This is a genomic window from Streptomyces sp. NPDC014861, assembly GCF_043081625.1.
Lineage (GTDB): Bacteria > Actinomycetota > Actinomycetes > Streptomycetales > Streptomycetaceae > Streptomyces.
Genome location: NZ_JBIBWV010000006.1, coordinates 129,077 through 150,305, shown reverse-complemented (window position 1 = coordinate 150,305; position 21,229 = coordinate 129,077). Strand labels below are relative to the sequence as shown.

The following is a 21,229-nucleotide window of genomic DNA, read 5'->3' as shown; positions in this document are numbered from 1 at the left end:
GTCTTCGCCTTACGTGCGGCGGGTCAGGAGACGAGCGCGGGCTCCTTCTCGACCGCGCCGGGCTCGTCCTCGCCCGCGCCGCCCTCCAGGTGCTGCTTGGGCCGGGCCGGCAGGGCGAACATCACCAGGAAGATGCCGGCGAGGACCACCGCCGCCCAGCCGAGGGAGTTGCGGAAGGCGTCCGTGAAGGCCGTCGTGATCTCCTGCGGGGCCGTCTTCAGCCGCTCCTCGTCGAAGGTGCCGAAGAAGACGACGGACACCAGGCCGAGTCCGATCGCGTTGCCCATCTGGCCCGTCATGTTGATCAGGCCCGAGGCCGAGCCCGCGTGCTCCTTGGGGACCTCCGACAGCACCGCGTCGGTCAGCGGCGCCACGATCAGGCCCATGCCGAGGCCCATCACCACCAGCGCCGGGATCATCTGCCAGGACGCGATCTCCGCCCCGTACCGCCCGGCGGCGAAGAAGTACAGCAGGATGCCCGCGGCCATCGTCAGCGCGCCGGCCTGGAGCACCTTGCGGCCGAAGCGCGGGACGAGCAGCTGCACCGACAGGCCCGCCGCCGCGGAGACCGCGATCGAGAACGGCACCCCGGTGAGGCCTGCGTGGAGGGCGGTCCAGCCGAGGCCGAGCTGCATGTAGAGCGTCCACACCAGGAAGAAGATGCCGAGCACGATGCCGAAGGTCAGCTGCACGGCGATGCCGGCCGCGAACGACTTGACCCTGAACAGCGACAGCTCGATGAGCGGCGAGCCGTCCTTCTTCGTCTTGTACCGCTCGTACCCGACGAGGACGGCGAAGACCACCGGGCTGGCGGCCATCATCAGGTGGCCCCAGAGCGGCCAGTCGAGCTCACGGCCGCGGGTCAGCGGGTAGATCAGCAGGAGCAGCGCGGCGGTGACGAGGACGACGCCGACGAGGTCGAGGCGGAGCGCCTTCGGCGCCTTCGACTCGGTGATGAACTTGCGCCCGAGGATGAGGGCGGCGACGCCCACCGGCAGGTTGATGAGGAAGATCGGGCGCCATTCCAGGCCGGCGATGTTCCACTCGGTGAGCAGCGCGCCCAGCAGGGGTCCCGAGACCGCGCCCAGGCCGACGATGGCGCCGAAGAGGCCGAAGACCTTGCCGCGCTCGTGCGCGGGGAAGGTGACGTGGACGATCGACAGCACCTGCGGCACCATCATGGCCGCCATCGCGCCCTGGAGGAGGCGGGAGGCGACGAGCATCTCGGGGCTGGCGGCGAGGCCGCACAGCGCGGACGCGACGGTGAAGCCGGCCGTGCCGAGGAGGAAGAGCCGCTTGCGGCCGTAGATGTCGCCGAGGCGGCCGCCGGTGATGAGGCCGGCGGCGAAGGCCAGCGCGTAGCCGGCGGTGATCCACTGGATCGCGGTGGTCGTGGTGCCGAGGTCCTGCTCGATGCTGGGGATCGCGATGTTCACGATCGTGGCGTCGACCAGGTCCATGAAGGCGGCCGTCATGACGATGGCCAGGGCGATCCAGCGCTTGCTGTCCCCCGTGGTGGTGCTGTCCGCCCCCGTGGCGGCTTCGGTCTCGTGTGCGCTCATAGGAGGACCATAAGAGTGATGTAGGCCAGATGACGTCCTAATTGCCGAGCATGATGCTCGCATGACGGATTCCCCGGCACGACTCCTCAATCTGCTCTCGCTCCTCCAGACCCCGCGCGAGTGGCCCGGCAGCGAGCTCGCCGACCGGCTCTCGGTCTCTCCGCGCACGATCCGCCGCGACATCGACCGGCTCCGCGACCTCGGCTATCCCGTCGAGGCGACCAAGGGGGCGATCGGCGGCTACCGGCTCGTCGCCGGTACGGCCATGCCTCCGCTGCTCCTCGACGACGAGGAGGCCGTCGCCATCGCCGTCGGCCTCCGGGCCGGCGCGGGGCACGCCATCGAGGGCGTCGACGAGGCGTCGGTACGCGCCCTGGCCAAGCTGGAGCAGGTGCTTCCGGCGCGGCTGCGGCACCGGGTCTCGACGCTCCAGAACGCGACCCTGCCGCTGACGCGGGGCGACGGCGCCACCGTCGCGCCCTCGACGCTGACGGCGCTCGCTGGCGCGGTCACCGGCCGCGAGCGGCTCCGGTTCGCCTACCGCGCGGCCGACGGCGCCGAGACGAAGCGGCTCGTCGAGCCGTACCGGCTGGTGTCGACGGGCTGGCGCTGGTACCTCGTCGCGTACGACCTCGGGCGCGAGGACTGGCGCGTCTTCCGCGTCGACCGCGTCACCGACCCGCTGGCGACCGGTGCGCGCTTCACGCCGCGCGAGCTGCCGGAGGGCGACGAGGCGGCGTACCTGATGCGGTCGATGACGCGGGCGCTGGGGGAGGAGCTGGAGCTGGACGTCACCTTCGAGGCGCCCGCGGAGACGGTCGCGGGGCGGCTGCCGGCGCATCTGGCGCCCGTGGCGACGGGGCCCGACACGTGCCGGCTGCGCGCCCGCGTCACCGACTCGGTCAACTGGCTGGCGATCCGCCTGGCCCTGACGGACGTCCCCTTCAAGGTCCAGGCCCCCGACTCCCTGCGCACCCACCTCCACCACCTCACGACCCGCCTGACGGCCTCCCTCACCTGACCCCCGCGGGGGCCCGGCGCGGCCGTCCCGTCGCGGGCGTGCGCTCCCCTGGGGCGGAACGCATGCCGGCACGGAGGTGTGCGGCGGCGGCCCGGCCCCGCCCCCCACGGAAGCACGCGAAAGCGCCGCGGCCCCTCCGCCCGCCCCCACGGAGGGGGTACGCGGAAGTGTCGCGGCCCCTCCGCCCGCCCCCACGGGGACACGCGGAAGCGCCGCAGCCCTTCCGCCCGCCCCTCAAGGGGGTACGCGGAAGGGCCGCGGCGCCGCCGCCGCCGGCGCGCGCGGCCGGGGCCGGTCGCGCGTCGCCGGCCGCGCTAGGCCACCGCGTCGAAGCCCGTGTCGCGCGCCATCTTCTTCAGTTCGACCAGCGCGTGCTTCTCGATCTGGCGGATCCGCTCGCGGGTGAGGCCGTGCTGCTTGCCGACCTCCGTCAGCGTCCGCTCGCGCCCGTCCTCGATGCCGTACCGCATCCGGATGATGGACGCCGTGCGGTGGTCGAGCTTGTCGATGAGGTCGTCGAGCTCCTCGCTGCGCAGCAGCGTGAGGACGGACTGCTCCGGCGAGATCGCCGACGTGTCCTCCAGGAGGTCGCCGAACTGCGTCTCGCCCTCGTCGTCGACCGACATGTTCAGCGAGACCGGGTCCCGCGCCCAGTCCAGGACGTCCGTGACCCGCTCCGGGGTCGAGCCCAGCTCCTCCGCGACCTCCGCGGGCTCCGGCTCGCGCCCGTGCTCGCGGTTGAACTCGCGCTGGACCCGGCGGATGCGGCCCAGCTCCTCCACGAGGTGGACGGGGAGGCGGATGGTGCGGGACTGGTCGGCGATGGACCGGGTGATGGCCTGGCGGATCCACCACGTGGCGTACGTGGAGAACTTGAAGCCCTTCGCGTAGTCGAACTTCTCGACCGCGCGCACCAGGCCCGCGTTCCCCTCCTGGATCAGGTCGAGCAGGGGCAGTCCGCTGCGCGGGTAGCGCCGGGCCACGGCGACGACGAGCCGCAGGTTGGACTTGATGAAGAGGTCCTTGGCGCGCTCGCCCTCGGCGGCCAGCGCCTCCAGCTCCTCGCGGGTCGCCCCGCCCGCCTCGGAGTCCTCCACCTCGCCGTCGAGGATCTGCTGGGCGTACACGCCCGCCTCGATGGTCTGGGAGAGCTCGACCTCCTTGGCGGCGTCGAGCAGGGGCGTACGCGCGATCTCGTCGAGGTACATGCCGACCAGGTCGCGGTCGGCGATCTCCCCGCCCACGGCGCGAACGCTGCTTGCCCGGCCGTCCCCGCTCTTGGCGGTGGACTGACGACGGGCGACGGCACGGGTTGCCATGCGTGCTCCCTTGCTGAGTAGGTCGCGACACCCTTCCGGGTGCCCTGCATCCGACGGAAACAACGACCGGAATCGGGACAGAATTCCCAGGAGGCTCAGGATTTTCGCGATCATGCAGTATCCTGCGCGGCCCGCGCCCTGCCCCGCGGCTCGCGATCGGCACGGATCCGCAGGTCAGAGGCGACGGAACGACCCTCCGGGCCTTCTCCGACCGCACTGCCGGTGAGACGGCCGTCACATCACTGGTCGTCTGCCCTTCCCTCTCCATACGACGCCGGAAAGCGGCCGAAAGTTGCCTCACCGACCTGCGACCGAGCCCGGGTCCGCCCGCCGGTGTAGGTCCCCAGCCCGTTACGAACCGCCACCGCCCCGCCCTACCGTCCCGTCCATGGACACCACCGGCATCCTCGACGAGGCCCTCGAACGGCTCCACACCACCGGACCCGAGCGGAACGGCTGGCTCACCAACCACGCGCCGATGGCGGTGGAGGCGCTGGCCCGGAACGGGCACGCCGCCTCCGTGCACCGCTGGCTGGACGTGTACGCGCCCAAACTGGAGGAGGCGCCCGCCCCGTACGCCCCGGTCACCGCCGGGAACTGGCGGGAGGCGCTGGGCGATCCGCGGCGGATCACCGACTGGACCCGGTACTTCGCCCGCGAGTCGGCCGACCGGCCGTGGCGGGAGGTGCTGGCCGAGTGGTGGCCGCGCCTGCTGCCCGGCATCGCGGGCGGCGCCACGCACCCGGTGATCCGCACCGGGCACGCCGTACGGACCCTGCTGGCGCCGGGCGGGGACACGGCGCCCCGGCGGGCCGAGCTGGCGCACGCGCTCGGCTACTGGGCCGCCCGCCACCTGCCGCTGCCGCCACTCGCCGCGCTGCCCGCCGTGCCGGACGCGGCCAGCGCGCTCGCCGCCGTACCGCCGGTGCCCGGGCAGGAGGGCGGGTTCAGGGACCGGTTCGCGCGGCTGACGGCCGTGCCCGTCTGGGGCACGGAGACCGAGCCGGGGGCGGTACGGGCGCGGCTGGCGGAGCTGGTGGCGGCGGCCGTGCACCGGTACGCGACGCACGGGCACGGCGAGCCGATCATGCTGGTGCACGCGGCGACCGCGCCCAACGCCGTCCTGCGGACCCTGCCGGCCCTCCCCCGTGAGCTGTGGGCGCCGAGCCTGGCGGCGGCCTGGTCGGCCTCGGCGGTGGTCACGGCCGCGTACACGCCGCGCGAGGCCGCCGCGTACAGGCCGACCGGCCTCACCGCGGAGGAGGTCTTCGCGCGGGCGGCGGCGCACGGCGACGACCACACGATCAAGTTCACCGACACCGCGCTGGACGTCGGCGGCGCCCTCGCGACGGCCGCCGCCCTCCGCTCGGTGGAGCTGAACCCGCCCGCGTACGGATAGCGCCGCTCTCCAGACGCTCCGCCCTGCGCAGCCGACCCCACCCGCTTACGGATAGCGCCGCTCTCCAGATACTCCGTCCGGCCGCACTGCACGGATCGCTCGGCCGCACTGCACGGACGCGGCTCAACCGCACTCCATGGACCGCTCAGCCGAACTGCACGGACCGCTTCGCCAGGCCCATCCAGAAGCCGTCGATGACCGACCGCTCGGCGTCGAGGTCGCCGGACGCGTCCGCCGCGCCCATCGTGACGAAGAGCGGGGCGAAGTGTTCCGTACGGGGGTGGGCGAGGCGGCCGGCGGGGGACTTGTGCTCGAAGTCGAGCAGGGCGTCCACGTCCTGGGCGGCGAGGGCCTCGTGCCCCCAGGCGTCGAACTCGGCGGACCACCCCGGCACGCCGCCGCCGGTGTGGCGGAGGGCGGCGAGGTTGTGGGTGAAGAAGCCGCTGCCGACGATCAGCACGCCCTCGTCGCGCAGCGGGGCGAGCCTGCGGCCGATGTCCATGAGCCTGCGCGGGTCCAGGGTCGGCATGGAGATCTGGAGGACCGGGATGTCCGCGCCGGGGTACATCTCGACGAGCGGCACGTACGCGCCGTGGTCGAGACCCCGGTCGGGGATGTCCTGCACGGGCGTGCCGGGGGCGCGCAGCAGCTTGCGGACGGACTCGGCGAGCGCGGGCGCGCCGGGGGCGTCGTACCGGACGCGGTAGTAGTGCTCGGGGAAGCCCCAGAAGTCGTACACGAGGGGGATCGTCTCGGTGGCGCCGAGGGCGAGCGGGGCCTCCTCCCAGTGGGCGGAGACCATGAGGATCGCCTTGGGACGGGGCAGTCCGGCGGACCAGGCGGCGAGCTCACCGGGCCAGACGGGGTCGTCGGCGAGCGGCGGGGCGCCGTGGGACAGGTAGAGCGCGGGCATCCGTTCCTGCGTGGCGACCATGGTGACGCCTCCTCCTCCGACAGACACGCGAGAAGTTATTGAAACTTCAAGCTGATGCATGCAGCGTAAACCCACATAGTTCAACTTTCAAGAACGGGTCGTACGATGGGTGACATGGGAGACAGGACCGAACCCGGACCGCGCTGGCTCAGCGACGGCGAACAGCGCGTCTGGCGCTCGTACCTCCACGCCACCACGCTCCTGGAGGATCACCTCGACCGCCAGTTGCAGCGCGACGCGGGGATGCCGCACGTCTACTACGGGCTGCTCGTCCAGCTCTCCCAGGCCCCGCGCCGCCGGCTCCGCATGACCGAGCTGGCGAAGAGCGCCAAGATCACCCGCTCCCGGCTCTCGCACGCCGTCGCCCGCCTGGAGAAGAACGGCTGGGTGCGACGCGAGGACTGCCCCTCCGACAAGCGCGGCCAGTTCGCCCAGCTCACCGACGAGGGCATGGAGGTGCTGCGGCGGACCGCTCCCGGGCACGTGGCGGCGGTGCGGCAGGCGCTGTTCGACCGGCTCAGCCCCGAGCAGGTCGAACAGCTCGGCACGATCATGCGGGTGATGGCGGAGGGCCTGGAGCCGACGGACCCGGACGCGGACCTGCCCTGGCTCCGCTGAGCGGAACCAGGGCAGGAGGGGCAAGCGGGGTGGGCGGGCGTCCTGGCCGGGGTCGGTGCGCGATGACCGCGGCCACTGCGCCCTGACCAGGTCAGCTCGCGGTGACCGGGGTCAGCGCACCTCGACCGGGGTCAGCTCGCGGTGACCGGGGTCAGCGCACCTCGACCGGGGTCAGCGCCCCTTGACCAGGGTCAGTGCGCGATGACCGGCACCTTCACCTCGTCCTCGGCCCCCGCGCCCGAGCCGGCGACCACGCCCGTGTCCGGCTTCCCGGTGGTGATCATCACGGCGGCGATGGCCGCGGAGACGACCAGGATGCCGACCGCCCACCAGATCGCGGCGGTGTAGCCCTCGACCATGCCCTGGAGCTGGAGCAGCTTCTGGGCGGCCGGGGTGGTCGCGCCGGCGGCGTGGTCGACGAGGTACGCGGTCGTCGCCGAGGCGGCGATCGTGTTCAGCAGGGCCGTACCGATGGCGCCGCCGACCTGCTGCGAGGTGTTCACCATCGCGGAGGCCACACCGGCGTCCTTCGGGTCCACGCCGTGCGTGGCGAGCGACATGGCCGGCATGAACGCGGTGCCCATGCCGAGGCCGAGCAGCAGCTGCGCGGGCAGGATGAGACCGGCGTACGAGGTGCCGACCTCCAGCTGCGTCAGCAGCAGCATGCCGACGGCGGCGGTCAGGAATCCGGGGGCCATGAGCAGCCGCGGCGGGACCCGGGTCATCAGCCGCGTGCCGATCTGGGTCGAGCCGATGATCATGCCCGCGATCATGGGCAGGAACGCGAAGCCCGTCTTGACCGGCGAGTACCCCTGCACGATCTGGAGGTAGTAGGTCAGGAAGAGGAAGAGGCCGAACATCGCGATGACGGCGAGGCCGAGCGAGAGGTAGACGCCGCCGCGGTTGCGCTCGGTGAGGACGCGGAGCGGCAGCAGCGGGCTCTTGACCCTGGCCTCGACGAGCACGAAGGCCCCGAGCAGCAGCACCGATCCGACGAACATGCCCACCGTGCCGGCGTCGCTCCAGCCCTCGGACTCGGCGCGGGTGAAGCCGTAGACGAGCGCGACCAGGCCCAGGGTCGAGAGGATCACGCCGGGGATGTCGAGCGCGGAGCGGTTGCGGCCGCCGGCCGGCTCGCGGATCACGAAGTACGCGCCGACGGCGGCGACGATCGCGAACGGGATGTTGACGAAGAAGGTCCAGCGCCAGTTCAGGTACTCGGTGAGGAAGCCGCCGAGGATCAGGCCGACGGCGCCGCCGCCACCGGCGATCGCGCCGTAGATGCCGAAGGCCTTGGCGCGCTCCTTGGCGTCGGTGAAGGTCACCGCGAGCAGCGAGAGCGCGGCGGGCGCGAGCAGCGCGCCGAAGGCGCCCTGGAGCGCGCGGGCCCCGAGCATCATGACCTCGCCGGTCGCGGCACCGCCGAGGGCGGAGGCGGCGGCGAAGCCGATCAGACCGACGACGAAGGTGCGCTTGCGGCCCCAGAGGTCGGCGATGCGGCCACCGAAGAGCAGCAGACCGCCGAAGGCGAGGGCGTAGGCCGTGATGACCCACTGCCGGTTGCCGTCCGAGATGCCGAGGTCCTGCTGGGCGGAGGGGAGGGCGATGTTCACGATGGTCGCGTCGAGCACGACCATCAGCTGGGCGAGGGCGATGAAGACGAGGGCCTTCCAGCGACCGGGGTCGGGCTGGGGGGCGGCCGTCGACCGGGCGGTCTCGGCGGTTTTGGGCATGGGGGTAGCCACCTCTTGGTGCGTGAGCGGAGAAAAGGACGTTCTGGGTTACGAAGCTCTGGTTCTGAAGCTGTGGTTCTTGAAGTCCTGGGTTCTGGTTCTGAAGTCCTGGGGTTCTACGAGGGATCCGGAGGAACGAGCCGGAGGAGCGGCCCGGGTGGGGCGGGCCGGGCGGAGCGGCCCGGAGAAGGGACGCGGGTGGAGCGGCCCGGAGAAGGGACGCGGGTGGAGCGGCCCGGGAAGGCGGCCCGGCCGGGGCGGGCCGCGGGCGCGGACCGGATCAGCCGTCGCGCCTCAGGTCCCCCAAGGTCGCCGCCGCCCCCGGCAGCTCGGAGCGGGCGGGCGCCTCCAGGCCGTCGAGGAAGAGCTGGAGGTGCCGGTGGACGAAGGGGGCGAAGTCCTCGCAGCCGGTGCCCGGCAGCGGCCGGGTGAGCTGCGAGACACCGACCATCAGATCGCCGACGCCCACGTCGGGACGGAGCCGGCCGGCCTCCTGCGCCCGCCGGACGAGGCCTTCCACGGCCCCTTCCAGGCGCTCGCGCTCGACGACGAGATCGGGGTGGTCCTTGTCGAAGGTGCCGTCGAGCATCGGGCAGAGCGCACCGACCCGCTCGTCGGCGGCGGCGTGCGCGAAGCGGCTGAGCGCGGCGAAGGTGTCGGCCTCCTCAGCAGCCGCGCGCTCGGCCCGCTCGGTGAGCCGGGCGAGGATCGAGAGCACGACCTCGTGGACGAGCTCGGGCCGCTCGGGGAAGTTCCGATAGAGAGTGGCGTTACCTACTCCGGCCCGGCGCGCGATCTCGTCGTACGGCACGGAGCAGCCGAACTCCACGAACATCTCGCGGGCCGCCGCCACCAGCCGCTCCCGATTGCGCACGGCGTCGGCACGCGGGCGCGGAACGCGGCGCGCCGGGGTAGCACCCGCCGGAGCCTCGCTTGCCAGGACCTCGCCCGCGGGAGCTTCTGCGTCGGTGCGGATCACGCCACGACCTCCTCGTCATTCCGTCGCTCCACCGGCCTTCTCGGCCGAGAGGAGCTGCCTGAACCATTCATCCGAATCCGACGGGATCCAACGGGACCCATCCGGACCCATCCGGACCCATCCGAACCCATCCGAACCCATCCGGGGAGAGACTCCCCACTTCGCCGAACTCTCTCCTAAACGGGGAGTAGCTCCCCGGTTATTTCGAAGCTGCATGTGACCTGGCTCACACACCACGCTCCGTCGCCGGATACCCACGATCGGTCCACCCGGCGCGCGCCCCCGCACCGCTCCGCACAGGCTGATCGCACGGCACCACGCCGCTGACCTGGCCCCGACCGGAGAGGCGACCGCATGCAGCACACCCGCCGGCGGATACGCAGACCGGTCGCCCTCGCGGCGACCGCGGCCCTTCTGCTCACCGTGCTCGTCTCGGCGAGCACCACGTTCCCCGGGCCCGCCCCGGCCTCGGCCGGCCCGGTGGCCGCCGCGCCGGACACCACCCGGCTCGGACCGTGCCGCATCGCCACCACCATGGGTGTGCAGATGTCGGAAGGGCTGCCGACCGCCCCCGGGTTCGCCCGCTCCACCGGTCAGGTCCGCGCCCTCACGCTCATGGTCGACTTCCCCGACGTCCGGGGCGAGGGCACGGCGATGGCCCGCTTCCGCGAGTTCTTCCCGCAGACCGCGGACTGGTTCCACGTCAGCTCCTACGGCCGGCTCCAGTACCACGCCGACGCGCCGATAGCGGACTGGCTGCGGATGCCCCGGCCGTTCTCCTCGTACGGGATCGAGCGCGGCGCCCCGTACGAGCCGGGCTACCGCTCCTTCGTCGAGGACATCGTGAAGGCCGCCGACCCGAAGGTCGACTTCAGCGCCTACGACCTGGTCAACGTCCTGGTCACGCCGAACGCCGGCCCTTCCGCCCTGGACACGGTCCTCTCCGTCACCTTCTCCGGCAACGACGACGCGCCCTACGCCGACGGCGTGCCGCTCGCCAACACGTCCTTCGTCTACAGCCGCCAGGACGACGGCTCGGGCAGCTTCGCGGAGACCGGCTACCGCGTCCTCCCGCACGAGAACGGGCACGTCTTCGGCCTCCCCGACCTCTACACCGCCGACGGCGGCGGCACGGTCGGCCACTGGGACATCATGTCCGAGGACTGGGGGGCCAACAACGACCTGCTCGGCTGGCACAAGTGGAAGCTCGGCTGGCTCGACAACGACCAGATCCGCTGCGCCTCCGCCACCGGCACCAGCGAGCACCTGCTCACCCCGCTGGCCCTCGCCGGCGGCCCCAAGCTCGTCTTCGTCCCGCTCTCCGACACCACCGGCTACGCCGTCGAGGTGCGCACCCGCGAGGGCAACGACGAGGCCGTCTGCGAACCGGGCGTCCTCGTCTACCGCGTCGAGTCCGACGTGGACACCGGCCACGGCCCGGTGACGGTCGCCGACAGCGACCACACCAGCGGCGGCTGCACCCGCCGCCCCAACGTCCACGCCGAACTCTCCGACGCCCCGTTCCGCCCCGGCGAGACCTTCACCGACCGCACCCACGGCGTCCGGATAGGCATCCTGGACGAGGACCCGGACGGCAACTTCCGCGTCAGAATCAGCAGAGACTGACGAACCGGGTCACGGCGCCCCGACAGCGCCGTCGCCCCCTGCCCCCGCCCCGGCCCCGGCCCCGAACCCTGCCCCCGCCGCCCCGGCCCCGGCCCCGGCGTGGTCCCCTGCCCCCGCCCCTACCCCTGCCAGCAACTCCCGAAGCGGCCCCTTGAGCAGCTTCCCGGCCTGGTTCCGGGGCAGCTCCCCTTCCCGTACGAGGACGTGCGCGGGCACCTTGAAGGCGGCGAGGCGGGCGGCGACGTGCGCGCGCAGCTCCTCCGCGCCGGCGGCGGCACCGGCCCGGAGCCGTACGACCGCCCCGACCTCCTCCCCCAGCAGGGGATGCGGCACCCCGACGACAGCCGCGTCGAGCACGTCGGCGTGCGCCTGGAGGACCTGCTCGACCTCCACGCAGTACACGTTCTCGCCGCCGCGGATCACCATGTCGGTGAGCCGGTCGACGATCGAGACCCGCCCCTCCTCGTCCACCCGGGCGAGATCGCCGGTACGGAACCACCCGCCCGGCGCGAACGCGGCGCGCGTGGCCTCGGCGTCCCCCCAGTACCCCCGGAACAGCGACTGCCCCCGCACCCACAACTCCCCGACCGCACCATCCCCGACCCCACCGTCGCCGCCGACCCCACCCCGGCGGCTCTCGATCCGGACCTCGGTGGCGGGCGAGGGCCGCCCGACGCTGCCCGGATGGTCCCGGTACTCGGCCCCCACGTTGGCGAGCACGCCGCCGCAGGTCTCGGTGAGGCCGTACCCGTTCCGCGGCTGGATCCTCTCCCCGTACCCCTCGGCCAGCTCCCGGGTGATCCCGGGCGGCGCCGCGGCCCCGCCCGTACTGACGAGCACCACGCTCTCCAGCGGATCACCGGTCTCCCGCGCGAGCGCGAGCAGCTGGAGCGCGGTGGTGGGCACCCCCGCGTAGTGGGTCACGCGGTGCTCCCGGATCAGTTCGAGAGCGCGGGCGGGATCCCACTTCCGCATCATGACGAGCGTCCCGCCGCCCGCCATGACGGCGTAGAGCGAGGTGAAGGCGGCCACGTGGAAGAACGGGAACGTCGTCAGCGACACCACGGGCGCGCCGCCCCCCGGCAGCTCCCCGCGCGCCAGCGCGGCCGCGGCGGCGAAGTACCGCGGATGGACGGCGGCCCCGGCCTGCGCGAGCTGCGTGGCGACTGCCCCCTTGGGCCGCCCGGTGGTCCCCGAGGTGTAGAAGATCGTCGCGTCGTCCTCTGCGGCCACCTCCACGTCCGGCGGCCCGAGCAGCGGATCGTCGTCGACCTCGTACGCGGCGAACCCGTCCTCCGGCTCGCCCCGGAACACGATCCCCGGCACCCCGGCGCGCCGGGCCCACGCCCGCACCCGCGGCACCCGCTCCCCGTCGACGAGCAGCACGCCCGGCGCGCAGTCGTCGAGCGCGTACGCGAACTCCTCCTCGGTCCACCAGGCGTTCAGCGGCACGGCGACGAGCCCGGCGAGCTGCACCGCCCAGAACGCCACCTGCCACTCCGGCACGTTCCGCATGGCGACGACGACCCGGTCCCCCCGCCGCAGCCCGTACTCCCCCACAAGCCGCCGAGCGAGCCCGCAAGCACGGTCGAAGAACTCCCGATACGAGAGAACCTCCCCCTCGTCCACCAGAAAATCCCGGTCCCCGAACGCCCACACCGCCTCGACGAACTCCCGCAGCGTCCGAGGCCCCCCGACGTACACCCCGTCCCGCACCTCGAACGGCGCCCCCGCCCCGCTCAGCCGCCCCACACCACCACTCCGAGCCACGACCCCTCCTCCATCCGGCCCCCAGTCTGACCCACACCCCCACCCCCCAACCCCCCATCCGCTAGGCTGTCCCCGGCCCCGCCTCCGTAGCTCAGGGGATAGAGCACCGCTCTCCTAAAGCGGGTGTCGCAGGTTCGAATCCTGCCGGGGGCACAAGCCGAAGGGCCAGCTCACAGGGGTTTTTCCCCGGAGCTGGCCCTTTCGCATGATCGCGTCCGTGCCACCTACGTGCCAGAAGACGGCGGATTACCCTCTCCCCGGGCCTGCCGGATCATCTCCCCGAGCTTCCCCGCGATGTGCTGATCACGGTCACTTGTCATGTGCTGGTAGATCAGCGCGGCCCGGGTCGTGCTGTGCCCCATCCGCGTCATCAGCTCACGCGTGCTCGCGCCGGCGCTGGAGGCGAGCGTGTTCCCGGTATGGCGGAGGTCGTGGAAGTGCACGTCACCGGAGACGCCGGCCTCTGCGCGTGCGGTGGTCCAGTCGTCGCGGAAGTTGCTCCGCCGAAGCAGCCCGCCGCGGGGCCCCTGGAAGAGGTGGCCGTCCTGCCCGGCGGCGGCGAAGCGTTCCAGGTGGTGAGTCAGCTCGGGGACGAGTTCGGCGGGGAAGGCGACCGGCCGGACGCCGGCGGCAGACTTCGGTGCCTTGTCGGCGAGCTTCCCGTTCTGGAGCTCGGACTGGGCCCGGCGGACCAGGACCACGCAGCGGCTCAGGTCGAGGTCCCGGCGCCGGAGCGAGGCCAGCTCACCGAAGCGGAGCGTGGTGAAGGCCGCGAGGAGGACGAGCGCCCGGTAGCGGGGTTGGATGGCGTCGGCCACGGCGTACACCTCGGCGACGGTGAGGACCGGCCGCTCTGGGACGTCGTAATGGTCGGCGCCCTTGATGCGGCACGGGTTGCGGCGGATCAGTTCGTCGTCCACCGCCGTGTTCAGGATCGCCCGCAGGAGCTGGTACGCCTTGACCACGGTGGGCTCACCCACGCCGGAGTCGAGCAGGGCAGTGCGCCAGGCACGGACACGAGGCGTGGTGATCGCGGCCAGAGTGCCGGCGCCGAAGGCCGGCTTGATGTGCAACCGGAGCACACCCTCGTTCCGCTCCCGGGAACGGTCCTCCAGCTTCCGGTGCCTCAGCCAGTCATCGGCGAACGGACCGAAGGCGACCTTGCCCGCGTCCGGTGCCTGGTAGGTGCCGCGGATGATCTCCGCCTCGATGGTGGTCAGCCACACGTCGGCGTCGGTCTTGGTGGCGAAGGTCTGCGGCGCGGACTTCGTCTCGCCTGACAGCGGGTCGCGGTAACGGGCCTGCCAGCGCCCCGAAGCGAGCTGCCGAACCGTCCCGAACCGACGACGCCGGCCTTTGCTGTTCGCCATCACGCCACCTTCCCGAAGCGCCGCACGACGGGCTCCACGGTGTGGGTCTCGATGTACGCCTCCACAGCAGGCTCCGGGATGCGGACGTGCCGACCGACCTTGACGAAGGTGATGCGCCGCTCCTCGATCAGTCGGCGCGGGAACCGGACCGAGGTGCCGAGGAGTTCGGCGACCTGAGCGACGGTGAGCAGACGAACGGACATGGTCACCACTCCTGTTCGGGGGACGCTTCGAGCTGGGCGCGGAGTTCGCGGGCGTGTTCGCGGTTGTGCTGGATGTCGCGGCGGATGTTGGCGGCGAGCCAGGACTCGCCGGGGGTGGCTCCGTGGCCGGCGTAGGCCCAGTGCGCGACGACGAGGAGGGTGGACTCCGGGTGTTCGTCCGGGTCGGGCAGGCCGAGGGCGGTGCGCTGTTGGTGGGCGCGGTAGTCGGCGCGGACCTGGCGTAAGGCGCCGAGGGTGGTGGAGTAGGCGCGGGATTTGGTGGAGAAGTGGCCGCGGAAGCCGAGCATGTGGGCCCAGGCTCGGAGTCGCCGGTCTGGGTATGCGGCGTCGAGGTCCATGCAGGCTTCCATCAGGCGTCGGGGGTGGTCGGGGACGTCGAGGAGGACGAGGGCTTCCTTGTTGCCGACGGGGTGGTCGACAGTGCCGGTGGTCTCGGCGGCTTTGGTGGCGTACTTGGCGACGTAGGCGGCCACGGCCTGTTCGGTCAGTTCCTCGCCCTGGCCGAAGGCGCCGATGGGCTGGACGTCGAGCTGGGTGCCCCAGGTGAGGGTGAGGTCCTGGGCGATGCCGTGGGCTGGGGCGGCGTCGACGGTGACGCAGGCGCGGGTGGCGGCTGCGTGGATGGCGTCGGTGAGGAGTTCGAGGGTGGCCCAGTGCGGGGGCGGGGTGTGTGGTCCGTCGGGGCCGTCGAAGCGGATGACGGCGTGGAAGTGGACGGCGCCGCGCTTTTGGTACTCGGCGACCTTGCCGAAGGAGACGCGGGACTGTTCGCGGGCGGCTTTCTGGGTGAGGCCGGCGCGGGCGGCGATCTCGCGGCGGAGGTAGATCGTGAAGTACCGCCACAGCTCGGAAGCGTGGTTGTTCCAGAGCACGGCGCCCGCGTAGTCGTACGTGTCCGGGTCGAGCGGGGTACCGAGCTCCGGGGCGTCCTCGGCGTGCTGAATCCCGCAGCGGCAGGGGCGGGTGCCGGGGCGGTTGTGGACGGGGCCGAACGACGGGGCGGTGAGGGTGGCGAAGACCCGGGGGTGATCGCGGATCGTCTCCGGGGTGCCCTTGGCGGGGTCGCCGGTGAGTCCGGCGCGGATGAGGTGGTAGGTGTCGCCGGCGTAGGTCCAGGCGCAGGCCGGGCAGCGGGAGGCGCGGCGGTTGCCGCAGGCGACGCGGAGGACGCCGCCGGGTTCGGCGTCGGTGGTGTAGGCGTGGATCACGGTGCGGGTGGCGGGGTCGAGGAGCTTGGTGCCGCCGGTCAGGCGGATGGGGGCCGTGCAGCCGCCGGTGCGGCGGAGTTGTTCGGTGAGGCGGTCGAAGCCGGGAGACCCGGCCACCCGGAGCAGGTCGCTCAGGGTGGCCGGGTCCAGGCCCGCCGCGAGGGCGGGGTTGGTCACGCCAGGACCTCCTGTCGGACGGTGAGGAAGGCGGTGGCGATCCAGCGGGTGTAGGCCGGGGGGATCGCTTCGGTCAGCTCGGCGTGGACGTCGGTCCAGGTGATGCCCATGGCCTGCTGCATCTCGGGCACGGTGGCTTTGCCGCCGCCCTTGCCGTACGCGGCGACGTAGGGGCCCTCGCGGCGGATGCCGTGGCGGTGTCCGCGTACGTAGCCGCGGTGGCGGGGGTGGGCGGGCTTGGGGGTGGACCAGCGGCCGAGTTCGAAGTTGCGGTGCCGCAGGACGCCGAGGCCGAACATCTCGCCGCACAGGGTGAGGTCCTTGCGGATCGCGGCTCGTCCGTTGGGCTGCTCGATCACGTACGGCAGGCCGGTGGCGTCGAGGAGTTCGCGGGTCGGGGCGACCAGGTCGGTGTGGGCGTTGCCCCAGCCCTGGGAGGCGTTGGTGCCGACGGTGATGGCGCAGCCGGCCTGGCAGGGTGGGGAGGTGTGGACGAGGGTGTAGCGCTCGATCTCACCGGTGGTGATCAGGTGGGTGAGGTGGTCGAGGGCGTCGCCGTGGTGGTAGGCGAAGGGGTAGTTGGGGCGGTGGGCGATGTCGCAGCCGTCGACCGCGAATCCGGCGAGGTGGTAGCCCATGGCGGCACCGCCGGCGCAGGAGAACAGGTCCAGGACCCGGGGCGAGGTGTTCACGCAGCGTCTCCCCGGCTGTGGGCAGGGCCGTGGTTCGTGTTCCATCCGGCGACCAGGGCGCCGACCTGGGCGTCGCCCTTGGCGGTGGCGGAGGCGCCGCAGTGGCAGACGGCGGACGCGGTGGCCGGCTCGGAGGGGGACGGCTTGCTGACGTGCAGGCCGGGGCTGGAGGAGGTCGGGTTCAGATCACTCACGTCCGGTCTCCTCCTTCGCGTCGACGGTCAGGGCGTCGAGGGCGGCGGCGGCTTCGGTCGCGGCGGTCGCGAGGGTGCGCAGGGCATCGGCCGAGCCGTGGGAGCACAGGAGCACGATCTCGATGGCGTCGCCCTCGATGCGGAGGCTGACGAAGGGGCGGGCGTGGTCGGGGTACGAGGTGACGCGGGTTCGGGTGTCCGCCCTGAGGTGGCTGCTGACCGAGATGTTGTCCATGTCGGTCACCGCCCGGCCGGGGCGAGGGCGGCGCGGTTGGCGCGGGTGCCGGTGCCCTTGCAGGCGGGGCAGGTGGCGGCGAGGGTGTGGCGCCGGCCGTCGGGGGTGACGTCGCCGGTGGTGATGTGGACGACGGGGAAGCCGTCGCAGTCGCGGCAGACGCGCCGGGCGGGGGTGTTCTCGGGCATGATGAGTGCTCCCTTTCGGGTCCGGTGGATCTGGAATGGGGTGAAGGCGCCCGGGGCGGCGGAAGTTTGGCGACCGAGGCCGCCCCGGGGGCCGCTTAGCGTGTGTTGCGCCTGCCGTGTCCCTTGACCGCGTACATCGACGCGTCGGCGGCCGAGAGAGCGTCGGTGAGGACCGGGACCGGCAGCTGGTCGCGGTGGCAGTGGCCGACCGAAGCCGAGACCGGCAGGACGTGCCCGCGGTGGGTGACCGGTGCGTCCAGCGCGGCCCGGAGTTCGGTGAGGCCGGGGGTGCGGGCGGGGTCGGTGACGATGGCGGCGAACTCGTCTCCGCCGAGGCGGGCGGCGATGCCGTGACGGCCGCACCAGGCGGTGAGCCTGTCGGCGGTGGTGGTGAGGACGGTGTCGCCGGCGGCGTGGCCGTGGGTGTCGTTGATGGCCTTGAAGTCGTCCAGGTCGACCAGGATCACGAGCGCGTTCGGGTGCTTGCTCATGAGGTGGTCGGCGCGGGTGGTCCATCCGGCGCGGGTGTGCAGGCCGGTGAGGGGGTCGCGGCGGGCGGTGGCCAGGCGGCGCCAGAGCAGTCCGCCGTGGAGGGCCCACCCGAGGGCCGGTAAGGCCGCAGCTGCGATCGTCTGCGTGTCCATGAGGGCTACCGGCCCTTCTGCATGTCGCGGACCAGGAGCCGGAGCACGATCGCGACGACGGCGATGGACGCGGCGCTGATGGCGACGGCGAGGAGCATGGAGACCAGGACGGCGCCGACGACCAGGACGACGGCGCCACCGCCGGCGGCGAGGGCGACCGCGCTGCCCGGGGTGAGCTGCACCGAGGTCCGGGGCGCCTTGGCCGGGGCGGGCACGGGGGCCGGGACCACGACCGGGGTGGGGGTGGTCGCGGGCTGGATGTCGGTGAGGGGGATGGGGTGGCCGGGCGGGAGCGGGTTGACCGGGATGCGGGGCTGGAGCATGACGGGTTCTCCCTACTTGGCGATGGGGTCGATGAGCGGGGTGAGGAGGCTGTCGGCGAGGAGGTAGCCGCCGAGGAGGAGGACGGCGACGAGCCACCAGGGCGGGCGGATGAGCTTGATTCCGAGGCCGCCGACGACGATCAGCGCGAGCCAGAGCGGAACGTCCATGACGCGGAACTCCTCTGTTTTCAGCGGGGGTTGCAGCGGTGGGTGCGGGCGGCGAGTTCGGCGGCGGCGCGGGTGTTGTAGTCGGCGGAGAAGTCGCAGCCGGGGGCCGTGCACACGGCGGTGTGCTTGGTCCGGCCCCGGCCGTCGTGGTGGGTGCCGACCTGCACCGGGCCGATCTTGATGACGTGGTGGAAGCGGTTGGGTCGCACGGGCTTACCTCCTTCCTTGGGTCAGGCGAGCTGGAGGGCGATGGAGTCGGCGAGGGCCGGGGGCATGCCGTGGCGGGTGCGGAGGGTTTCCGCGTCGATCGGCCGGCCGGTCTGAGCCCGGTGGGCGTCAGCGATCTTCTGGGCGTGAGCCATCAGCGCGGGCGGCACCGCCACGGCAGGCACCACGACCGGAGCGGGCTCGGGCTCGGAGGCGAGTTCGGGCTGTTCTTCCTGCGGTGCTGGCTCCGGCGTGATCTCTGCCGGGGCGGGTTCGGCCGGCGGGAGTTCGGGCGCCGGTTCCGGGGCGCGTTCGACGGTCACCTCGGCGATGGGTTCCGGCGCCGGTACGGGCTCAGAGGTGTGGGCGGGTTCGGGGGTCGGGTGGGCGTGGGCGAGGAGGGTGCCACCGAGGAAGGCGATGGCGGGCCATCCGGCGACGAGGATGCGCAGCCAGGCGGGGACGTTGTTCATGTCGAGGAGTCCGGCGGTGGCGACGTTGGCGCCGAGGGACGCGATCAGGGCGATGGCGAACCAGAGCCAGGCGTCCCGGTTGTCGTTGTCGGTGCGCATCCGGCGCCAGGCGGCGACGAGGAGGAGGTCGACGGAGACCGGGTAGGCCCACGCCTTCCATCCGTCCTGTCCGGCTGCTTCGGCCAGGTCGTGCAGGTGGGCGAAGGACAGGGCGCCGGCGATGACGGCCTGGATCAGGACGGCGTCCAGGCGGAGGGTTCGCAGCACGGTTCACCTCCTTTCGGGCATGGGTCGGGTAGGGACCTGGCGTGAGACGGTCACGCCGACCGAGGGGTGGGGTGCTGCTAGGCGGTGGCCGGGTTCGGCTTCACCAGCGGGGCCGTATCCGGCTCCTCCACGTGCACCGGCATAGCGGGGCGGTGGGCGGCGAGGGCGGGAAGGTGCGGGGTGAGGTGGGCGTGGGCGGCGCAGATCTCGGCCGCTTCGGCGGCGGTCAGGACGGGGGTGCGGATGCGGGACCAGCCCCCGGAGGTGTCCCCGGCGACCGCGATGCCGGGCCGGTCGGGCGGGATCGTCAGGACCGTGACGACTGCGTCCGGGGCGATGTCGCCGACGCCCATCTCGGCGGTCTGCTTGTCGTTGACGCGGTGGACGACGCGGCCGGTGAGCTGGGCGCGCAGGGCGGTGGCGCCCTTGCCGAGGTCGGAGCCGAAGCGCTGGCCGCAGACCTCGAGGTAGATGCCGGCGGCGCGGGCGAGCTGGCCGAGGCGGATCAACTGCGTGACCATCCGGTCCCGGCGTTCCTCGTCCTTCTTCGTCGCGGTCAGGAAGAGCTCCGCGACCTCGTCCACCAGGACCACCACCGGTGCCGGACGGACGTCCTCGGGCAGGGCCCAGATGTCGGCGACCCCGCGATCGCTGAGGAGGTCGAAGCGGTCCTCCATCTCGCCCACCAGGGCGTCCAGGAGACCGTCGGCTTCCTCCGGGGTGGTGGCGAGGGCGGACAGCCGGGGCGCGTAGGCGCGGTGCTCGACCCCGCGCTTGCAGTCGATGCCGACCAGGGCCACGGGCAGCCGGGCGAGCTGGGCGATGAGGTTGCGCTGGTACATCGACTTGCCGGTCTGGTTCGCACCCAGGGTCAGCGCGTGCGGGACCGTCAGGTAGTCCCGGACGAACGCCGTCCCGTCCTCCCGCAGCGCGACCGGCACCACCAGCAGCCCAGCGGGGCGCCGGCGCGGCATCCGCACCCGGTTCAGGACGTCGTAACCGGTCATCCGCAGTTCCACGAAGCCGGGCTTGGTGACGGTGACGTTGACCGAGTGGACGCCCCAGGCGTGCCGCAGCCGCTCGGAGGCCGCCATCACGTCGGCGGGCTCCAGACCGGCCGGGAGGCGCAGGGTGACCCGCAGGCCGGTCGAGGTGCCCCGCACCCGGCGGATCCTCGGCGGGACGGGCTGGACGTCGGGGCGGCGGGCGATGTTGCGGACCATGAATGCCCTCAGGCGGGACGGCTGGACCGTCAGCCCGCACACGTCCATCGTCGCGTGGTACGTCATAGTGAACCGCACCCGCGTGACCGGCAGGCCCACCACCGACCAGAACACTCGGGGCGCTCGGAACTTGGCGTATCCGAGGCCGCCGGCGGCTCCGGCGAGCGGGAGACCGACCTCCCATAAGGTCGCAACGTCGGTCATGATCAGCCGCCCATCGAGGTGACCGCGACGGCGCGGAACGAGATGCCGTGACGGGTCTGCCCGTTGAACGTGTTCTCCCAGTCCCGCGCCTTGAGCCCGATCACCGACACCGGCATACCCGGCGCGAGCCCGTCCGGGAGACCGGTCTCCGGCACGGTCACCTGGTAGAGGTTGCCCTCCCCCTCGTCCGAGATCAGCAGACCCACCGTCGAGAGACCGGCACCGGTCTCCCGGTCCACCGCCCTCTCACCGGTCTGCTTGCTGACGAGCTTCGGGACGGGAGCCGTGGCAACGAACACCATGGCGGTCGACGTGTCCACCTTGAACGAGGGCATAGCAGCACTCCTTGAGTCAGGTCCGGCGATGACCACCGGCTCGCAGCTTCCCTATGAAGGTAGGCACAGAAAAACTGCGAGTCAAGAAGTTCTGCGAGTAGTAGTGAAGCTGCATCTCTGCGACTCTGGGCTTAGG

The 21,229-nt window shown here is 72.5% G+C and carries 24 protein-coding genes and 1 tRNA gene; 5 read left to right on the top strand and 20 right to left on the bottom strand.

Annotated elements, in window-relative coordinates; genetic code table 11:
* Positions 1-23: 23 nt before the first annotated feature.
* Positions 24-1,562 carry an MFS transporter gene (locus tag ACF1BN_RS15095; RefSeq protein WP_392332059.1) on the bottom strand — a complete coding sequence of 513 codons (1,539 nt, stop codon included), beginning with the start codon at positions 1,560-1,562 and terminating at the stop codon, positions 24-26.
* A 61-nt stretch (positions 1,563-1,623) separates the two neighbouring features.
* Here ACF1BN_RS15095 and ACF1BN_RS15090 point away from each other — a divergent pair, with 61 nt between their 5' ends.
* Complete coding sequence (locus ACF1BN_RS15090; RefSeq protein WP_392332058.1) at positions 1,624-2,583, top strand: helix-turn-helix transcriptional regulator; 960 nt, start codon at positions 1,624-1,626, stop codon at positions 2,581-2,583.
* A 314-nt stretch (positions 2,584-2,897) separates the two neighbouring features.
* Here ACF1BN_RS15090 and ACF1BN_RS15085 read toward each other — a convergent pair whose 3' ends face one another.
* Positions 2,898-3,902: a sigma-70 family RNA polymerase sigma factor gene (locus ACF1BN_RS15085; RefSeq protein ID WP_392332057.1), complete on the bottom strand. Its 1,005-nt coding sequence runs from the start codon at positions 3,900-3,902 to the stop codon at positions 2,898-2,900.
* A gap of 388 nt (positions 3,903-4,290) precedes the next feature.
* Between ACF1BN_RS15085 and ACF1BN_RS15080 the strand changes: the two genes are divergently transcribed.
* The gene (locus ACF1BN_RS15080; RefSeq protein ID WP_392332056.1) at positions 4,291-5,301 is read left to right on the top strand and encodes a questin oxidase family protein; all 1,011 of its coding nucleotides are present in this window, start codon (positions 4,291-4,293) and stop codon (positions 5,299-5,301) included.
* Positions 5,302-5,446: 145 nt separating this feature from the next.
* Here the strand turns inward: ACF1BN_RS15080 and ACF1BN_RS15075 are convergent, their stop codons facing one another.
* Positions 5,447-6,235, bottom strand: a complete 789-nt coding sequence (locus tag ACF1BN_RS15075; RefSeq protein WP_392332055.1) for a dioxygenase — start codon at positions 6,233-6,235, stop codon at positions 5,447-5,449.
* Positions 6,236-6,340: 105 nt separating this feature from the next.
* On the opposite strand from ACF1BN_RS15075, the gene ACF1BN_RS15070 reads away from it, so the two are divergent.
* The gene (locus tag ACF1BN_RS15070) at positions 6,341-6,853 is read left to right on the top strand and encodes a MarR family winged helix-turn-helix transcriptional regulator (RefSeq protein WP_392332054.1); all 513 of its coding nucleotides are present in this window, start codon (positions 6,341-6,343) and stop codon (positions 6,851-6,853) included.
* Positions 6,854-7,044: 191 nt separating this feature from the next.
* Here the strand turns inward: ACF1BN_RS15070 and ACF1BN_RS15065 are convergent, their stop codons facing one another.
* Together ACF1BN_RS15065 and ACF1BN_RS15060 are read right to left on the bottom strand one after the other, a co-directional pair.
* The gene (locus tag ACF1BN_RS15065) at positions 7,045-8,586 is read right to left on the bottom strand and encodes an MFS transporter (protein ID WP_392332053.1); all 1,542 of its coding nucleotides are present in this window, start codon (positions 8,584-8,586) and stop codon (positions 7,045-7,047) included.
* Between the two features lie 280 nt (positions 8,587-8,866).
* On the bottom strand, positions 8,867-9,526 hold the full coding sequence (locus ACF1BN_RS15060; RefSeq protein ID WP_392332298.1) for a TetR/AcrR family transcriptional regulator: 660 nt from the start codon (positions 9,524-9,526) through the stop codon (positions 8,867-8,869).
* Between the two features lie 393 nt (positions 9,527-9,919).
* Here ACF1BN_RS15060 and ACF1BN_RS15055 point away from each other — a divergent pair, with 393 nt between their 5' ends.
* A complete protein-coding gene (locus tag ACF1BN_RS15055; protein ID WP_392332052.1) occupies positions 9,920-11,191 on the top strand; it encodes a M6 family metalloprotease domain-containing protein in 1,272 nt (423 codons plus the stop codon).
* Between the two features lie 9 nt (positions 11,192-11,200).
* Here ACF1BN_RS15055 and ACF1BN_RS15050 read toward each other — a convergent pair whose 3' ends face one another.
* Positions 11,201-12,961, bottom strand: coding sequence for a class I adenylate-forming enzyme family protein (locus ACF1BN_RS15050; protein ID WP_392332051.1), 1,761 nt, complete (start codon positions 12,959-12,961; stop codon positions 11,201-11,203).
* Between the two features lie 80 nt (positions 12,962-13,041).
* Between ACF1BN_RS15050 and ACF1BN_RS15045 the strand changes: the two genes are divergently transcribed.
* Positions 13,042-13,114 (top strand) — tRNA-Arg (locus tag ACF1BN_RS15045).
* A gap of 71 nt (positions 13,115-13,185) precedes the next feature.
* On the opposite strand, the gene ACF1BN_RS15040 is transcribed toward ACF1BN_RS15045, so the two are convergent.
* The 14 genes from ACF1BN_RS15040 to ACF1BN_RS14975 all read right to left on the bottom strand — a co-directional run bounded on the left by ACF1BN_RS15040 (position 13,186) and on the right by ACF1BN_RS14975 (position 21,093).
* Positions 13,186-14,331, bottom strand: a complete 1,146-nt coding sequence (locus tag ACF1BN_RS15040) for a tyrosine-type recombinase/integrase (RefSeq protein ID WP_392332050.1) — start codon at positions 14,329-14,331, stop codon at positions 13,186-13,188.
* Entirely contained in the window at positions 14,331-14,534 is a 204-nt protein-coding gene (locus ACF1BN_RS15035) for a helix-turn-helix domain-containing protein (RefSeq protein WP_392332049.1), read from the bottom strand. Before ACF1BN_RS15035 ends, ACF1BN_RS15040 begins: the two co-directional genes overlap by 1 nt.
* A gap of 2 nt (positions 14,535-14,536) precedes the next feature.
* The gene (repSA, locus tag ACF1BN_RS15030) at positions 14,537-15,940 is read right to left on the bottom strand and encodes a replication initiator protein RepSA (RefSeq protein ID WP_392332048.1); all 1,404 of its coding nucleotides are present in this window, start codon (positions 15,938-15,940) and stop codon (positions 14,537-14,539) included.
* Positions 15,937-16,677, bottom strand: coding sequence for a DNA methylase (locus ACF1BN_RS15025; protein ID WP_392332047.1), 741 nt, complete (start codon positions 16,675-16,677; stop codon positions 15,937-15,939). Before ACF1BN_RS15025 ends, repSA begins: the two co-directional genes overlap by 4 nt.
* Positions 16,629-16,826 (bottom strand): hypothetical protein, encoded by a 198-nt coding sequence (locus ACF1BN_RS15020; protein WP_392332046.1) that lies wholly within the window; start codon positions 16,824-16,826, stop codon positions 16,629-16,631. Before ACF1BN_RS15020 ends, ACF1BN_RS15025 begins: the two co-directional genes overlap by 49 nt.
* On the bottom strand, positions 16,819-17,061 hold the full coding sequence (locus ACF1BN_RS15015; RefSeq protein ID WP_392332045.1) for a hypothetical protein: 243 nt from the start codon (positions 17,059-17,061) through the stop codon (positions 16,819-16,821). Before ACF1BN_RS15015 ends, ACF1BN_RS15020 begins: the two co-directional genes overlap by 8 nt.
* A gap of 5 nt (positions 17,062-17,066) precedes the next feature.
* Positions 17,067-17,249 (bottom strand): hypothetical protein, encoded by a 183-nt coding sequence (locus tag ACF1BN_RS15010; protein ID WP_392332044.1) that lies wholly within the window; start codon positions 17,247-17,249, stop codon positions 17,067-17,069.
* A gap of 95 nt (positions 17,250-17,344) precedes the next feature.
* Positions 17,345-17,893 (bottom strand): GGDEF domain-containing protein, encoded by a 549-nt coding sequence (locus ACF1BN_RS15005; RefSeq protein ID WP_392332043.1) that lies wholly within the window; start codon positions 17,891-17,893, stop codon positions 17,345-17,347.
* Between the two features lie 5 nt (positions 17,894-17,898).
* Positions 17,899-18,216: a SpdD-like protein gene (locus ACF1BN_RS15000; RefSeq protein WP_392332042.1), complete on the bottom strand. Its 318-nt coding sequence runs from the start codon at positions 18,214-18,216 to the stop codon at positions 17,899-17,901.
* Positions 18,217-18,228: 12 nt separating this feature from the next.
* Complete coding sequence (locus ACF1BN_RS14995) at positions 18,229-18,384, bottom strand: hypothetical protein (RefSeq protein ID WP_107645442.1); 156 nt, start codon at positions 18,382-18,384, stop codon at positions 18,229-18,231.
* 20 nt (positions 18,385-18,404) lie between these two features.
* Entirely contained in the window at positions 18,405-18,593 is a 189-nt protein-coding gene (locus tag ACF1BN_RS14990) for a mobile element transfer protein (RefSeq protein WP_392332041.1), read from the bottom strand.
* Positions 18,594-18,614: 21 nt separating this feature from the next.
* Complete coding sequence (locus ACF1BN_RS14985) at positions 18,615-19,328, bottom strand: DUF2637 domain-containing protein (protein WP_392332297.1); 714 nt, start codon at positions 19,326-19,328, stop codon at positions 18,615-18,617.
* A gap of 80 nt (positions 19,329-19,408) precedes the next feature.
* The gene (locus ACF1BN_RS14980) at positions 19,409-20,758 is read right to left on the bottom strand and encodes an FtsK/SpoIIIE domain-containing protein (protein WP_392332040.1); all 1,350 of its coding nucleotides are present in this window, start codon (positions 20,756-20,758) and stop codon (positions 19,409-19,411) included.
* Between the two features lie 2 nt (positions 20,759-20,760).
* On the bottom strand, positions 20,761-21,093 hold the full coding sequence (locus ACF1BN_RS14975; RefSeq protein ID WP_392332039.1) for a hypothetical protein: 333 nt from the start codon (positions 21,091-21,093) through the stop codon (positions 20,761-20,763).
* Between the last annotated feature and the right edge of the window lie 136 nt (positions 21,094-21,229).

Coding starts and splice junctions, on each gene's coding strand:
- ACF1BN_RS15010 (WP_392332044.1), bottom strand. CDS start 17,249: ATGCCCGAGAACACCCCCGCCCGGCGCGTCTGCCGCGACTGCGACGGC.
- ACF1BN_RS14995 (WP_107645442.1), bottom strand. CDS start 18,384: ATGGACGTTCCGCTCTGGCTCGCGCTGATCGTCGTCGGCGGCCTCGGA.
- ACF1BN_RS14975 (WP_392332039.1), bottom strand. CDS start 21,093: ATGCCCTCGTTCAAGGTGGACACGTCGACCGCCATGGTGTTCGTTGCC.
- ACF1BN_RS15015 (WP_392332045.1), bottom strand. CDS start 17,061: ATGGACAACATCTCGGTCAGCAGCCACCTCAGGGCGGACACCCGAACC.
- ACF1BN_RS15025 (WP_392332047.1), bottom strand. CDS start 16,677: ATGGAACACGAACCACGGCCCTGCCCACAGCCGGGGAGACGCTGCGTG.
- ACF1BN_RS15090 (WP_392332058.1), top strand. CDS start 1,624: ATGACGGATTCCCCGGCACGACTCCTCAATCTGCTCTCGCTCCTCCAG.
- ACF1BN_RS15080 (WP_392332056.1), top strand. CDS start 4,291: ATGGACACCACCGGCATCCTCGACGAGGCCCTCGAACGGCTCCACACC.
- ACF1BN_RS15085 (WP_392332057.1), bottom strand. CDS start 3,902: ATGGCAACCCGTGCCGTCGCCCGTCGTCAGTCCACCGCCAAGAGCGGG.
- ACF1BN_RS15095 (WP_392332059.1), bottom strand. CDS start 1,562: ATGAGCGCACACGAGACCGAAGCCGCCACGGGGGCGGACAGCACCACC.
- ACF1BN_RS15035 (WP_392332049.1), bottom strand. CDS start 14,534: ATGTCCGTTCGTCTGCTCACCGTCGCTCAGGTCGCCGAACTCCTCGGC.
- ACF1BN_RS14980 (WP_392332040.1), bottom strand. CDS start 20,758: ATGACCGACGTTGCGACCTTATGGGAGGTCGGTCTCCCGCTCGCCGGA.
- ACF1BN_RS15040 (WP_392332050.1), bottom strand. CDS start 14,331: ATGGCGAACAGCAAAGGCCGGCGTCGTCGGTTCGGGACGGTTCGGCAG.
- ACF1BN_RS15055 (WP_392332052.1), top strand. CDS start 9,920: ATGCAGCACACCCGCCGGCGGATACGCAGACCGGTCGCCCTCGCGGCG.
- ACF1BN_RS15070 (WP_392332054.1), top strand. CDS start 6,341: ATGGGTGACATGGGAGACAGGACCGAACCCGGACCGCGCTGGCTCAGC.
- ACF1BN_RS15065 (WP_392332053.1), bottom strand. CDS start 8,586: ATGCCCAAAACCGCCGAGACCGCCCGGTCGACGGCCGCCCCCCAGCCC.
- ACF1BN_RS15075 (WP_392332055.1), bottom strand. CDS start 6,235: ATGGTCGCCACGCAGGAACGGATGCCCGCGCTCTACCTGTCCCACGGC.
- ACF1BN_RS15005 (WP_392332043.1), bottom strand. CDS start 17,893: ATGGACACGCAGACGATCGCAGCTGCGGCCTTACCGGCCCTCGGGTGG.
- ACF1BN_RS15000 (WP_392332042.1), bottom strand. CDS start 18,216: ATGCTCCAGCCCCGCATCCCGGTCAACCCGCTCCCGCCCGGCCACCCC.